Origin of the sequence: Streptomyces sp. 1222.5 (assembly GCF_900105245.1) — a bacterium.
In the GTDB taxonomy this organism is placed as follows: domain Bacteria; phylum Actinomycetota; class Actinomycetes; order Streptomycetales; family Streptomycetaceae; genus Streptomyces; species Streptomyces albidocamelliae.
On the sequence record NZ_FNSZ01000001.1, the window covers coordinates 4,449,300 to 4,464,206 of the forward strand.

A 14,907-nucleotide genomic window follows, 5' to 3' on the forward strand; every position below is an offset into this window, starting at 1 on the left:
GGGAGCCGTTCCCCGCGGGGCTCGTGGGTTCAGCCGAGAGCGTCGTCGCCGATCGCCGGGTCCGACGCGACACACCGGTGTCGACGCGGGGGAAGTTGACCGAGAACGTTCGCTGCCATGGGCTGTCCCTCCGAGCACCGAGCCGGTGGCCTGTCCGGACGGTTCGTGACGGGTCCGCTACCGGGTTCGGATCCTGCCATCTGTCGCGCCCCGCGAGGAGGTTCCGGTGTCCGGCCCAGGCCTTATCCGCAGGTCAGCCGTATAAGGTGAGTTTTCCGGTCCGGACGTCCGAACGTGGGGGGAGAGCAGAGGGGTGGGACCTTGAGTTCCGACTCAGGGGCACGAACGGCCTTCGCGGAGCGCCTCGCGCTGCTGTACAAGGAGGCTGGGAACCCTCCCCTCAAGAGCGTCGCCGAGGCGGTCGTACGGCTCCAGCGGGTCGACGAGCGCGGCCGTCCGGTGCGGGTGTCCGCGCAACGGATCAGCGACTGGCGGCGGGCCCGGAACGTGCCGGCCCAGTTCCCCGCCCTCGCCGCCGTCCTGCACATCCTGATCCCGGAGGCGCGCCGGCAGCGGGCCGCCCCCGTGTCCGGCGGCCTGTACGACCTCGTGCAGTGGCAGCGCCTGTGGGAGCGCGCACTGGCCGACCCGGTGGGCGACCGGCCCGCGCCGCCCGCCGAGGAGAACCTGCGGCAGGCGCCCGAGGCCCCGCCCGTCGCCGGTGGCGTCTGCCCCTACCGGGGGCTGGCCCCGTACCGGCGGGAGGACGCACGGTGGTTCTTCGGCCGCGAGCGCAGCACGAACTCCCTGGTGGCCCAGTTGCGCGCCGCGCGGCGGACGGGCGGGCTGGTGATGCTGGTGGGCGCCTCGGGGGCCGGGAAGTCGTCCCTGCTCAACGCCGGCCTGGTCCCCGCCCTGCATGACGGCGTCCTCGACACCCCCTCGGCCGACATGGCCGACGGCCTCGTGAGGGCGCCGGCCGGCGCCCTGCCCGAGGACCACTCCGCCGACGCGGCCGCCGCCCCTTGCGGGCCCGTGCTGCAGCTCGTCCCCGGCCCCCACCCCTTGGGCGAACTGGTCCGGCGCATCCCGGACCTCGCCCCCGTGGCCGCCGACGCGCGCAAGGCCGAACAGGAGGCCACGGAGAACCCCGCGGCACCCGGCTCCGACGCCCCGCGCCTCGCCCGCGCGGCCCGCGAGGCAGTCTCGGCGTGGGCGCGCCGCGAGGCCGCGCCGGACACCCGGCCGGTCGTCATCGTGGACCAGTTCGAGGAGGCGTTCACCCTCTGCGCGGACGAGGCGGACCGGCGCACCTTCATCCAGCTCCTGGCCGCCGCCTGCACCCCGCCCGCCGGCTCCCCCGGCCCCGCCCCCGCGCTGGTCGTCCTCGGTGTCCGCGCCGACTTCTACGAGCAGTGCCTCGCCTACCGCGAACTCGCCGACGCGCTCCAGCACCGCCACATGGTGCTCGGGCCGCTGACCAGCGGCGAGCTGCGGGAGGCCGTGAACGGCCCGGCCAAGGCGGTCGGTCTGGAACTGGAACCGGGACTCGCCGAGCTGATCGTGCGCGAGGTGAGCGCCGACGGCCCGCGCGGGACGCACGACGCGGGCGTGCTTCCGCTGCTGTCCCACGCCCTGCTCGCCACCTGGCAGCGCCGGAAGGCAGGGCGGCTGACCCTCGCCGGCTACCGCGCCGCCGGAGGCATCCAGGGAGCGGTGGCCGCGACCGCCGAGCGCGCCTGGACCGGCCTCGACCCCGCCGCCCGGACGGCCGCCCGGGGGCTGCTGCTGCGGCTGGTCCGGCTGGGCGAGGACACCCAGGCCACCCGGCGGCGGGGCACCCGGCGGCAGCTGGCGGAGGAGTCGACGGACCCCGGCAAGACGGAGGAGTCCCTGGAGGCGCTGGTCCGCGCCCGGCTGGTGACGCTGGACGCGGAGACCGTGGAGATCACCCACGAGGCGCTGCTGCACGCCTGGCCGCGGCTGCGGCACTGGATAGACGACGACCGCAACGACCACCTGCTGCGGCAGCGGCTGGAGGAGGACGGCCGGGCCTGGGAGGAGTCCGCCCGGGACAGCGCGCTGCTCTACCGGGGCTCCCGGCTGGAGCAGGCCGGCAGTTGGGCGCGGTCGGCCGGGGACACCTATCTGACCCGCGGCGCGATGGAGTTCCTCGCCGCCTCGGTCAGGCTGCGCAGGCGCTCGGTGTGGCTGCGCCGGGCGGCGGTGGCGACTCTGGTCGTCCTGGCACTGCTCGCCGGCGGTTCGGCGGTGATCGCCTGGCAGCAGCGCGACGACGCCGTGTTCGCGCAGGTCCTCGCCGAAGCCGACCGGGTGCAACGCTCGGATCCGTCCCTGGCCGCGCAGCTCGATCTGGTCGCCCATGAGCTGCGCCGGGACGACGAGGGCACGTACAGCCGGCTGATATCGATCGTGAACGCGCCCCTGGCCACCCCGCTGTCCGGCCACACGGGCGCCGTGTACCTCACCTCCTTCAGCCCCGACGGCAGGACGCTGGCCACGGCCAGCTACGACCGCACGGTCCGGCTGTGGAACGTCGCCGACCCGCACCGCCCGAAACCCCTCGGCGCCCCGCTCACCGGCCACATCAGCTGGGTGAGCAGCGCCGTCTTCAGCCCGGACGGGCATACCCTCGCCAGCGCCGGCGACGACGGCACCATCCGGCTGTGGGACGTGACCGACCCCGCCCACCCGGTGGCGCTCGGCCGGCCCCTGACCGGTCACACCGGCACGATCTACCTGGCCGCCTTCAGCCCCGACGGACGCACCCTGGCCTCGGCCGGCGAGGACCACACCGTGCGTCTGTGGGACGTGGCCGACCCGCACCGGCCGAAGGCCGTCGGCGTGCTGCGCGGGCACACCGCGGCGGTGCGCTCCGTGGCGTTCAGCCCGGACGGGCGGACGCTCGCGGCGGGCGGCGACGACGCCCGGATCCTGCTGTGGGACACCGCCGACCCGCACCGGCCGGAGCGGATCCGCGCGGTGCTCGAAGGCCATCAGGACATCGTCCACTCGGTGGCGTTCAGCCCGGACGGGCGCACGCTGGCCAGCGGCAGCGCGGACGACACGGTCCGGCTGTGGGACATGACCGACCCCCGCCGTCCGGCCGCGCTCGGCTCACCCCTGACCGGCCACACCGGTCCCGTCTGGTCGGTGGCGTTCAGCCCGGACGGCGGCAGGCTGGCCGCCGCGAGCGCGGACTCCACCGCGAGCCTGTGGAACGTCGCCGATCCGGCGTCCCCGTCGCAGGTCGGGGAGTCGCTCGCGGGGAGCAGCGGGGAGATGTACGCCCTGGGGTTCAGCCCCGACGGCCGGACCCTCGCCACCGGCAGCGGGGACGGCAAGGTGCGTCTGTGGTCGGTGCCGGCCACCGACATGGTCGGCCGGAACGGCGCGTTCCGGCCGGACGGCCGGGTACTGGCCACGGCCGCGCGGGACGGCAGGCTGCGCCTGTGGAACGTGTCCCGTCCGGGCCGGCCGGTGCCGCTGGGCAAGCCGTTCATGCGGGCCGACGGCGACCAGCGGTCCCTGGTGTTCTCCCCCGACGGCCGCACCCTCGCCGTGCTCACGGGCAAGAAGACCGTCCACCTGTGGAAGGTCTCCGCCCCCTCGCACCCGGTCCCCGCCGGGCCGCCCCTGCGGCTGCGCACCCGCTTCATGGGCCCGCACGCGCTGGCGTACAGCCCCGACGGGCGCACAATGGCCACCGCCTACGACGACCGCACCATCCGGCTGTGGAACGTCGGCGACCCCGCGCGCCCCGTGCCGCTGGGCGAACCGCTCACCGGTCACCGCGGCTACGTCAACGCGCTCGCCTTCAGCCCGGACGGGCACACCCTGGCCGGCGGCAGCGCGGACAGCACGATCCGGCTGTGGGACGTCACCGACCCGTCCCGGCCGGCCCGGACCGGCGTCCCGCTCGACAAGCACACCGGGCCCGTCAACGCGCTCGCCTTCAGCCCGGACGGGCACACCCTGGCCAGCGGCAGCGACGACGACACGGTCCGGCTGTGGAACGTCACCGACCCGGCCGCCGCGAGCGCGCTGGGCGCACCGCTGACCGGCCACACCGAGGCGGTGACGTCCCTGACGTTCGGCTCGCGCGGCCGCACCCTGGCCAGCGGCGGCAACGACAACACCGTCCGGCTTTGGAACGTCTCCCGCCCGTTCGCGGCGACCCCCATCGGCCAGTCGATGAGCCCCAACGCCAAGACGGGAAACTTCCTTTCCTTCAGCCCGAACAGCCATGTCCTCGGCGTCTCCAGCGGTGCCGACACGGTCCGCCTGTGGAGCCTGGACGCGGACGCGGCGATCCGGCACATCTGCGCGGTCACCAGGGGCGTTCTGACCCCGGAGAAGTGGCACGAGTACCTTCCCCGCCTCTCCTACGACCCCCCGTGCGGACGATGATCGGCCAACCTCGCTGATTCCCCGCCGACTTGCCCCCACGGACGGCCCAACCTTGTTACCCTTGGCCATGGCCCGATCGCTGGTGCATCCCCCGTCGCCAGCGGTCGGGTCTTTTTTCATGTCCTGAGGCGCGAAGACCGCCCGTGCGGGTCTCTCAGCGGCGGAAGGTGCCAAGACCGTTCGCGTTCAGGTGCTCGACGGTGACGCTCGTGGCGTGGCCGGAGTCCCTGTGGAAGGTGACGCCGGACAGCCCGGCGGCGTTCTCGCCCCGGGTCCGGTAGCTGAAGGTGTCGCCCGTGTAGTGCGTCAGGCGGAACGACATCTTCTGCGGGCCCAGCGTCATGCTCAGCCGGCCGCCGCTGTCACCGGTGACGGTGACCGGCCCGAAGTACGGGTTGCCGTAGGTGCCCGTGTAGGTGGTGGCGGCCTTGGCCGGTGCCGCGTCGGCGGGCGGCTCGGCGTAGTTCGTGGGGGAGGCGCCCGTGTAGGCGGCGGCTTCGACCAGTTTCTTGTAGAAGGCCGCCCAGTCGACCGTCTGCCTGCCGTGGCGGGCGATGTCGAGGAACGCGGCGGACACCGACTCGGGCACGCCGATGGGCTGCCCGTTGGTCAGCACCACGATGCCGAGCCGTTCGCCGGGCAGCAGGGTCACCTCGGTGGCGGCCCCCAGGTCGAAGGCGCCGGAATGGTTCAGGCGCAGCGCTCCGCCGTCGTCGTAGCCGACGTTCCAGCCGAGCCCGTACAGGCCCGGTTCGCCCGCCGGTGCGAGCGGGGCCATGGAGACGGCGTGGGGGATGCGGGTCTGGTCCAGGGCCGCGGAGTCGATCAGTCGCTTCCCGCCGAGCGTGCCGTTGTCCAGCTGCAGGCGCATCCACTTGGTGAGGTCGTCGACGGTCGAACTCGCGCCGCCCGCGGGTGCCTGACTGTCGGCGTTCTCGGTGGTGGAGGGTTTCCAGTGGCCGTCGACCTGGACGTGGGCCGAGGCCTTGTCGGCGGCCTTGTCGTAGTCGGCGCGCCGATAGCTGGAGTGGTTCATCCCGAGCGGCTCGAACAGCGTGTCGGCCGCCAGCCGCGGCCAGTCCGTCTTCGCCGCGACGGCGACCGCCTCCCCCGCCTCGGTGAAGCCGTAGTTGGTGTAGGCGTAACTCGCCCGGAACGGGGACAGCGGCTCCAGCCGCAGGTGCCGGAGGATGTAGTCGCGCTGGTAGCCCAGGTCCTCCAGCAGGTCACCGGCATGGTCGGGCAGTCCGCTGCGGTGCGAGAACAGGTCGGCGACCGTCACGTGCGCGCTCACGTACGGGTCCTTCAGCGCGAAGCCCGGATCATGGCGGACCACGGGGTCGTCCCAGCCGACGGTCTTGTGTCCCACGACGCCGGCGACGACGGTGGACGACAGCGGCTTGGACACCGACGCCAGTTGGAAGACGGTCCCGGTGCCGACCTTGGCGCTCCTGCCGACCTCACGGACGCCGAAGCCCTTGGCGTACACGACCTCGCCCCGGTGGACGACGCCCACGGCGATCCCCGGTACCCCGGTCCGGCGCATCGCGTCCTCCACCAGCCCGTCGATCCGGCCGACGGCCGCGTCCACCTGTGCCTGCGTCAGCTGCGGCGGCGGCTGCTTCGGCGGCGTGGGGGCGAGCGACGTGGCAGGCGGACTGCCGGTGGCGGCGCTCATGCCGGCACACCCCGACAGGACCGCACCGAGCATCCCCAGGCATCCCATGGCCGCACCCGTACGGGCCCGTCGGCGGGGCCGTCTCCCCTGACTGTGAGTGGCCATGCTCCGCTCCCCTCGTACTCGAGGCCCGTAGGGGGCCTCGGGGGCACGCCAGCCGTCCGTTCCATACTCGCCGCGGCGGCGGACCGCGGCACTCGGGCGGCGGCGCGCGGATGAGGGACGCCGTGCGGACGGGTGCGTGCAGACGCAAGAGACCCCCGGTCCATGAGGACCGGGGGTCTCTTCGCAATCTGACGGAGGGGACCTGTGCCACGTCCCCTCTACGGAGTGAGGCCGTCGATCGCCACGGGAAGGTGGCGGGGGCCTCGCAGGACGGGGTTGAGTCGGTATGGCGGGGGGTCCGCCAGCAGCCGGGGGTTCTTGATCCGGCGGAAGAGCTGGGTCAGGGCGATCTGCGCCTCCAGCCGGGCCAGTGGGGCTCCGAAGCAGTAGTGGATACCGATGTAGAACCCGAGGTGCTGGTTGTCCTCGCGGTCGGGATCGAAGCGGTCGGGGTCATGGAAACGCCGCGGGTCCCGGTTGGCCGAGGCCAGCATCAGCCAGACCGGCGCGCCCTTGGGAATGGTGGTGTCGTTCCGGGGTGATGGTCGGGGACGGGCCGGAGACGCTGCTCGGTCGGTGAGCGGGAACGACGCTCCCGTCACGATCCGGTGCCGGTGAAAGAGGCCGCAGCGATGATCCGGCCGCGATACCCGCACACCAAGACTCGCTGATCGGTGAGGGTCCCCTGGGCGATGATCAACCGATCGCCCGACGTGGGCACACCCACCGAGTTGATGTTGCGGGCCGAACTGGTGGGACGCCTTGCTTCCAGGATCAACTCCGCCGGAGGGCCTGCAAGGTGGGAACCCCGGCCTGTCGGGCACGTATGGGGCAAGGGGGAGCGGGAAGCAGTGGGCACGCCGGCCGAGCTTCTGGAAGATCCACTCATCGGCTGATGTCGGCCGTGGATGTCAAAGACCCCCAGCCGGTACCGGCTGGGGGTCTTTTCGCATGTGGGGCTAACAGGATTTGAACCTGTGGCCTCATCCTTATCAGGGATGCGCTCTAACCAACTGAGCTATAGCCCCGCCGCGCTCTGCGGTGTGTGTCCCGCGCGCTGACTCCTGAAGATTAGCGCACGACCACGTCAGTCCCAAAATCGGTTGTCGGGGGACCGTCAGGCCGGGATTCCGCAGGCCGTCACTCGTCCTCGGCCAGGGTCAGCTCGATGCCGCCCACGAAGCCCGCGGACAGGTTGTAGATGAACGCGCCGAGCGTCGCGAGCGCCGTGGCCAGCACCACGTCGATGACCGAGATGACCGTCGCGAACATCAGGACGTGGGGGAGAGACAGGAACGCCTGGAGGTCGAAGCCGTTCGCCTCGTTGGATCCGGTCGCCTCCGAGATCGTGCCGCCGACCGTCGAGAAGACACCCATCGCGTCCATGACCATCCACAGCACCGCCGAGGCGACGATCGTGCAGATGCCGAGCGCGATGGAGAGCAGGAAGCTGACCTTCATCACCGACCACGGGTCGGCCTTGGCGACGCGCAGCCGGGCCTTGCGGGTGCGCGGCGCCGTCTTGGCGCCGGTGCGCGGCCGGCGCACGGCGCCGGCCGGGGCCTGCGCCGGGTAGGCCTGGGGCGGGTGGTACGGCCCGGCGGGCTGCTCGGGACGCCGCTCCCCGGGCAGTGGGGACGCCTGCTGGCCCTCGGCCGGGCCGGGCTGGGTCTGCGGGCCGCGCGTGTCCGTCACAGTTCCCCCCTGGGATCCATGCGTGTCGGGTGAGGTCGAGTCGGCCGTGCCTGCGTCGATCTTGCGCAGCTGGGTCGTGTGCGGATCCGCCGCGCGCGCGGCGGAGCCACGGCCGTCGCCGTCCGTCTCCGTACCCGTGGAGGTACCGGCCGATCCGGCGCCCGTGGCTCCGCTCACGATGACTCACTCCTCGTGCTACTCGGCCGAGGGCGCCTCACCCTCGTCCGTGCCGGTGGTCGTGGCATCCTCGGCGGTCTCGTCGACGTCGCCGTCGACCTCCTCCGCCTCGCGCCCCGCCTCGGCGTTACGTGCGATACCGACCACGGCATCGCGCTTGCCCAGGTTGATCAGTTGGACGCCCATGGTGTCACGGCCCGTCTCCCTGACCTCGTTGACTCGCGTACGAATCACACCGCCGGACAGGGTGATGGCGAGGATTTCGTCGTTCTCCTCGACCACCAGCGCGCCGACGAGCGAGCCGCGGTCCTCCACGATCTTGGCGGCCTTGATACCGAGGCCGCCGCGACCCTGGACGCGGTACTCGTCGACGGCGGTCCGCTTCGCGTACCCGCCGTCCGTGGCAGTGAACACGAACGTACCGGGTCGAACGACATTCATCGAGAGAAGCTCGTCGCCCTCGCGGAAACTCATCCCCTTGACGCCCGAGGTGGCACGGCCCATCGGACGCAGGGTGTCGTCCGAGGCGGTGAACCTGATCGACTGGGCCTTCCTGCTGATCAGAAGCAGATCGTCGTCGGCCGAGACGAGTTCGGCACCGATCAGTTCGTCATCGGTTCCGTCCTCGCGCTCCCGCAGATTGATCGCGATGACACCGCCGGAACGGGGCGAATCGTAATCCTTCAGAGGCGTCTTCTTGACCAGGCCGGACTTGGTGGCCAGGACGAGGTAGGGCACCGCCTCGTAGTCGCGGATCGCGAGGATCTCGGCGATCGCCTCGTCGGGCTGGAAGGCGAGCAGGTTGGCCACGTGCTGGCCGCGCGCCTCGCGGCCGGCCTCGGGCAGCTCGTACGCCTTCGCCCGGTACACCCGGCCCTTGTTCGTGAAGAACAGCAGCCAGTGGTGCGTGGTGGAGACGAAGAAGTGGTCGACGATGTCGTCTTCCTTCAGCTTCGTGCCGCGCACGCCCTTGCCGCCGCGCTTCTGCGCCCGGTAGTCGTCCGTCTTCGTCCGCTTGACGTAACCGCCGCGCGAGACGGTGACGACGATGTCCTCCTCGGCGATCAGGTCCTCGATGGACATGTCGCCCTCGTACGGGATGAGCTTGGTCTTGCGGTCGTCGCCGTACTTCTCGACGATCGCGGCCAGCTCCTCGCTGACGATCCCGCGCTGGCGCACCGGGGAGGCCAGGATCTGGTTGTACTCGCTGATCTTCGCCTGGAGCTCGTCGTGCTCCTGGACGATCTTCTGCCGCTCCAGGGCGGCCAGGCGGCGCAGCTGCATCTCCAGGATCGCGTTCGCCTGGATCTCGTCGATCTCCAGCAGGCCCATCAGGCCGTTGCGCGCGATCTCGACGGTCTCGCTGCGCCGGATCAGCGCGATGACCTCGTCGATGGCGTCCAGGGCCTTCAGCAGACCGCGCAGGATGTGCGCGCGCTCCTCGGCCTTGCGCAACCGGAACCGGGTCCGGCGCACGATGACCTCGATCTGGTGCGTCACCCAGTGCCGGATGAACGCGTCCAGCGACAGGGTGCGCGGCACGCCGTCGACCAGCGCCAGCATGTTGGCGCCGAAGTTGGTCTGCAGGTCGGTGTGCTTGTACAGGTTGTTCAGGACGACCTTGGCGACCGCGTCCCGCTTGAGGACGATCACCAGGCGCTGACCGGTGCGGGACGACGTCTCGTCGCGGACGTCGGCGATGCCGCCGATCTTGCCGTCCTTCACCAGGTCGGCGATCTTCTGCGCCAGGTTGTCGGGGTTCACCTGGTACGGCAGCTCGGTGACGACCAGGCACTGGCGGCCCTGGATCTCCTCGACCTCGACCACCGCGCGCATCGTGATCGAACCACGGCCCGTGCGGTAGGCCTCCTCGATGCCCTTGCGGCCCACGACGAGCGCGCCGGTCGGGAAGTCCGGGCCCTTGATGCGCTCCATGAGCGCGTCCAGCAGCTCCTCGTGCGAGGCCTCGGGGTTCTCCAGGTACCACTGGGCACCGGCCGCGACCTCGCGCAGGTTGTGCGGCGGGATGTTGGTCGCCATACCGACCGCGATACCGGCCGAACCGTTGATCAGCAGGTTCGGGAAGCGGGCCGGCAGGACGGTCGGCTCCTGGGAGCGGCCGTCGTAGTTGTCCGTGAAGTCGACGGTCTCCTCGTCGATGTCGCGGACCATCTCCATCGACAGCGGCGCGAGCTTGCACTCGGTGTACCGCATCGCCGCCGCCGGGTCGTTGCCCGGGGAGCCGAAGTTTCCGTTGGAGTCGACCAGCGGCATCCGCATCGACCACGGCTGGGCGAGGCGCACCAGGGCGTCGTAGATCGAGGAGTCGCCGTGCGGGTGGTAGTTGCCCATGACGTCGCCGACGACGCGGGCGCACTTGTAGAAGCCGCGCTCGGGGCGGTAGCCGCCGTCGTACATCGCGTACAGCACGCGGCGGTGGACGGGCTTGAGACCGTCGCGGACGTCGGGAAGCGCACGGGACACGATGACGGACATCGCGTAGTCCAGGTACGAGCGCTGCATCTCCGTCTCGAGCCCGACGGGCTCGACACGCATCACGAGTTCGCCGCCCTCTTCAGGGGTGACAGGGGTGTTCTCGTCGGCCATTGCTGGTGAAGATCCTTCCTGGTGCGGTCAGCTGAGACCGACTCAGATGTCGAGGAAGCGGACGTCCTTGGCGTTGCGCTGGATGAACGCGCGTCGGGCCTCGACGTCCTCGCCCATCAGGACCGAGAACAGGTCGTCGGCCTGGGCGGCGTCGTCGAGCGTGACCTGGCCGAGGACGCGGTGCTCCTGGTCCATGGTGGTCACCCGCAGCTCCTCGGCGTTCATCTCGCCGAGACCCTTGAAGCGCTGGATCGAGTCCTCGCGGACGCGCTTGCCGCGCTGCCGCCCCATCTCGATCAGCGCGTCGCGCTCGCGGTCCGAGTACGCGTACTCCGTGTCGTCCCGGCCCCACTTGATCTTGTAGAGCGGCGGGCGGGAGAGATACACGTGTCCGGCCTCGACCAGCGGCCGCATGAAGCGGAACAGGAAGGTCAGCAGCAGGGTGCTGATGTGCTGCCCGTCGACGTCGGCGTCCGCCATCAGGATGATCTTGTGATAACGGAGCTTCTCGATGTCGAAGTCCTCGTGCACGCCGGTACCGAAGGCGGAGATCAGCGCCTGGATCTCCTGGTTCTGCAGGATCTTGTCGATCCGGGCCTTCTCGACGTTGAGGATCTTGCCGCGGATCGGGAGGATCGCCTGGTACTGCGGGTTGCGGCCGGACTTGGCCGAGCCGCCGGCGGAGTCACCCTCGACGATGAAGATCTCGCACTTGGTGGGGTCGTTCGACTGGCAGTCGGACAGCTTGCCGGGCAGGGACGCCGACTCCAGCAGGCCCTTGCGGCGGGTCAGGTCGCGGGCCTTACGGGCCGCCACGCGCGCGGTGGCCGCCTGGATGCCCTTGCGGATGATGTCGGCCGCCTCGACCGGGTTGCGGTCCAGCCAGTCGTTGAGGTGCTCGTAGACCGCGCGCTGCACGAAGGTCTTGGCCTCCGTGTTGCCCAGCTTGGTCTTCGTCTGGCCCTCGAACTGCGGCTCGCTCAGCTTGACCGAGATGATCGCGGTCAGACCCTCGCGGATGTCGTCACCCGTGAGGTTGTCGTCCTTCTCGCGCAGCAGCTTCTTGTCGCGCGCGTACTTGTTGATCAGCGACGTCAGCGCGGCGCGGAAACCCTCTTCGTGGGTACCGCCCTCGTGCGTGTGGATGATGTTCGCGAAGGAGTACACGCCCTCGCTGTAGCCGCTGTTCCACTGCATCGCGACCTCGAGGGACAGGCTCTTGTCCTTGTCCTCCGCCTCCAGGTCGATGACGGTGGGGTGGACCGCCTCCCCCTTGCGGGAGTTGAGGTACTTCACGAAGTCGACGATGCCGCCTTCGTAGTGGTACGTGACGGTCTTGACCTCGTCCTTCTCGTCCGCACCCGCCTCGTCCGCCCCGGCGGTGGCCTTCGCCGACTCGCGCTCGTCGGTGAGCTTGATCGTCAGACCCTTGTTGAGGAACGCCATCTCCTGGAAACGCCGTGACAGCGTCTCGAAGGAGTACTCGGTGGTCTCGAAGATCTCCGGGTCGGCCCAGAAGGTGACCGAGGTGCCCGTCCGCTCGATCGGCTCGTGCTTGGCCAGCGGCGCCGTGGGGACGCCCATCTTGTAGTCCTGGGTCCAGCGGTGGCCGTCGGTCCTGACCTCGACGGACACCTTGGACGACAGGGCGTTCACGACGGACACGCCCACACCGTGCAGACCGCCGGAGACCGCGTACCCGCCGCCGCCGAACTTGCCGCCCGCGTGCAGCACGGTCAGCACGACCTCGACGGCCGGCTTGCCCTCCGAGGGCACGATGCCCACGGGGATGCCGCGGCCGTTGTCGACGACGCGCACCCCGCCGTCGGCGAGGATCGTCACGTCGATGGTGTCCGCGTAACCGGCCAGCGCCTCGTCGACCGAGTTGTCGACGACCTCGTACACCAGGTGGTGCAGGCCTCGCTCGCCCGTGGAGCCGATGTACATGCCGGGCCGCTTGCGGACCGCGTCCAGCCCTTCGAGCACGGTGATGGCGCTGGCGTCGTAGGAGGCGGAGACCGGGGCCTCGCCGTTCACGCCGGCGTCGGTGGACGGGATGTTCTCGTTGGGGTTGCCGGAATCGGCCACGAAGCGCCCTTTCTGGCACAGCACGAGCCGGGCTCGTCGGCAGGTTGCCGGAGCGGCTGCGGCATGTTGCGTTGGTAAGCCTTGATCAGCGTTGCTCAGCTTTTCCCGGGCGGTCCCCACGTTGGGGCGGGATTGTCTTCCAGTCTACCGGTAGCGCTGACATCGATGGGGGTTTGCCGGTACCTGAGTCCCCATGTGCCGCCCTCAACCGGTCTCCACCGGGTCCCGATATGCGGATGGGGGCTCCAAGGGGCTCACAGCGGCATTCAGCGCTTCGAGCCGTCAACCCTTGGCTACTGGCGGGTCAGATGGCCGTCAGGGCGCGAACGGGTGGTGATCCACACCGGTGTGCGCAGGTACGACGACATGCGCGCGCGACCGCGGGACGTGAGGTACGTCACCCGTACGTATCGCCCGGTCCGGTGCTTCCCGGGGCCCGCAGCGGGCCGTAGCGGCGGGCCGGGCCGCCCGGATTGAGCACCTTGATCATCCGCACCGTGCCGTGCCCGAGATCCTCGTTGAGCCGGGCCACCAGCGTGGGGGCGAGCACCCGCAGCTGGGTCGCCCACGCCGTCGAGTCGCACTGCACCGTCAGCACGCGCTCGTCCTCGTCGTAGCGCTGCGGCACACAGTGGTTCGCCAGGTCCGCGCCGACGATCTGCGGCCAGCGGCCCATCACCCCGCCGACCGCCGCGGGCGTCTCCCAGCCGCGCTCGGTCAGCAGCCGGTTGATCGCCGCGCCCAGCGCCATCGGGTCCCGGCCGTCGGCACGCGCCCCGGAGCGCAGGCCGCCGCCGCGCCGCGCCTGCTTCTTCTGCCGCGCCGCGTCCCCACGCGCGCGTGCCTGCTCCTTCGCGGCGCGCAACGCCACGCGCGCGAGATCGACGCCGGAGGGCTCGGTGCCGCCCGGCTGCTTCCCGCCGGAGCGGTCCCCGCCCGCGGGGGGCCCGGGTTCGCCGATGCTCATACGCGTTCCACCGTCCCGTCGGCCACCGCGTACCGCGCCCCGGCCAGCACGTGCGGAACGTCGTCGTCCACCGCGGCGGTGACCAGCACCTGCTCGCCGGGCGCGACCAGTTCGGCCAGCCGCTCGCGCCGGCGGGCGTCCAGCTCGGCGAAGACGTCGTCGAGGATCAGCACCGGCTCGTTGCCCTCGGCACGCAGCAGGTCGTACGAGGCGAGGCGCAGTGCGAGGGCGTAGGACCAGGACTCGCCGTGCGAGGCGTACCCCTTGGCGGGCAGCTGCCCGAGCTTGAGGAGCAGATCGTCGCGATGCGGGCCCACGAGGGTGACACCCCGCTCGATCTCCTGCTTCCGCGCCTCCTCGAGGGCGGCCGTCAGCTGCGCGTACAGGTCCTCGCGCGTGTGCGCGTCGCCGGGCGCGGACGGCTTGTACTCCAGCGCGACCGGCCCACCGCCGGGCGCCAGCTGCTCGTACGCCTTGTCGGCCAGCGGCTGCAGCGCGGCGATCAGGTCCAGGCGCCGGGCGAGCAGCTCGGCACCCGCGCGCGCGAGGTGCTGGTCCCACACGTCGAGGGTGGACAGGTCCATGGAGCGACCGCCGTGCCTGCGGGCCAGGGCCGCGGACTTCAGGAGCGTGTTGCGCTGCTTGAGCACCCGCTCGTAGTCGGAGCGCACCCCCGCCATCCGGGGGGAGCGCGCGGTGATCAGCTCGTCGAGGAACCGCCGCCGCTCCCCGGGGTCCCCCTTGACCAGCGCGAGGTCCTCGGGGGCGAACAGCACGGTCCGTACGATGCCCAGCACGTCCCTCGGTCTGACCTGCGAAGACCGGTTGATCCGGGCGCGGTTGGCCCGGCCGGGGTTCAGTTCCAGCTCGACCAGCTGCTGCCGCTCGCCCTGCCGGACCTGCGCCCGGACGACCGCCCGCTCGGCGCCCATGCGGACCAGCGGCGCGTCGGAGGCGACCCGGTGGCTGCCCAGGGTCGCCAGATAGCCGACGGCCTCGACCAGGTTGGTCTTGCCCTGTCCGTTGGGACCGACGAATGCGGTGACGCCCGGGTCGAGCGGGACCTCGGCCCGGACGTACGAGCGGAAGTCGGCCAGCGAAAGATGCGTGACGTGCATGGTCGTTCCGCCGGCCTTCCTCGGTGCGCTGTCGAACTGTG

Annotated in this window: 7 protein-coding genes, 1 tRNA gene and 1 pseudogene; 1 reads left to right on the forward strand and 8 read right to left on the reverse strand. The window is 71.2% G+C overall.

The window, feature by feature from the left end; all coding sequences use genetic code 11:
• Positions 1–321 precede the first annotated feature (321 nt).
• Positions 322–4,431, forward strand: coding sequence for a WD40 repeat domain-containing protein (locus tag BLW57_RS19930; RefSeq protein WP_093476251.1), 4,110 nt, complete (start codon positions 322–324; stop codon positions 4,429–4,431).
• A 154-nt stretch (positions 4,432–4,585) separates the two neighbouring features.
• Here the strand turns inward: BLW57_RS19930 and BLW57_RS19935 are convergent, their stop codons facing one another.
• From BLW57_RS19935 to recF, 8 genes and pseudogenes are all read right to left on the reverse strand, one after another.
• Positions 4,586–6,109 (reverse strand): serine hydrolase, encoded by a 1,524-nt coding sequence (locus BLW57_RS19935; RefSeq protein ID WP_256339539.1) that lies wholly within the window; start codon positions 6,107–6,109, stop codon positions 4,586–4,588.
• Positions 6,110–6,432: 323 nt separating this feature from the next.
• A pseudogene (locus BLW57_RS19940) lies at positions 6,433–6,738 on the reverse strand (cytochrome P450); the annotation flags it as partial.
• Between the two features lie 430 nt (positions 6,739–7,168).
• Positions 7,169–7,242, reverse strand: a tRNA-Ile gene (locus BLW57_RS19945).
• A gap of 112 nt (positions 7,243–7,354) precedes the next feature.
• Positions 7,355–8,086 (reverse strand): DUF3566 domain-containing protein, encoded by a 732-nt coding sequence (locus BLW57_RS19950; RefSeq protein WP_093476256.1) that lies wholly within the window; start codon positions 8,084–8,086, stop codon positions 7,355–7,357.
• A gap of 18 nt (positions 8,087–8,104) precedes the next feature.
• Entirely contained in the window at positions 8,105–10,693 is a 2,589-nt protein-coding gene (gene gyrA / locus BLW57_RS19955; RefSeq protein ID WP_093476258.1) for a DNA gyrase subunit A, read from the reverse strand.
• A gap of 42 nt (positions 10,694–10,735) precedes the next feature.
• Positions 10,736–12,805 carry a DNA topoisomerase (ATP-hydrolyzing) subunit B gene (gyrB, locus tag BLW57_RS19960; protein ID WP_093476259.1) on the reverse strand — a complete coding sequence of 690 codons (2,070 nt, stop codon included), beginning with the start codon at positions 12,803–12,805 and terminating at the stop codon, positions 10,736–10,738.
• Positions 12,806–13,178: 373 nt separating this feature from the next.
• Positions 13,179–13,748 (reverse strand): DciA family protein, encoded by a 570-nt coding sequence (locus BLW57_RS19965; protein ID WP_093476261.1) that lies wholly within the window; start codon positions 13,746–13,748, stop codon positions 13,179–13,181.
• Positions 13,745–14,866 (reverse strand): DNA replication/repair protein RecF, encoded by a 1,122-nt coding sequence (recF, locus tag BLW57_RS19970; protein ID WP_093476262.1) that lies wholly within the window; start codon positions 14,864–14,866, stop codon positions 13,745–13,747. Before recF ends, BLW57_RS19965 begins: the two co-directional genes overlap by 4 nt.
• Between the last annotated feature and the right edge of the window lie 41 nt (positions 14,867–14,907).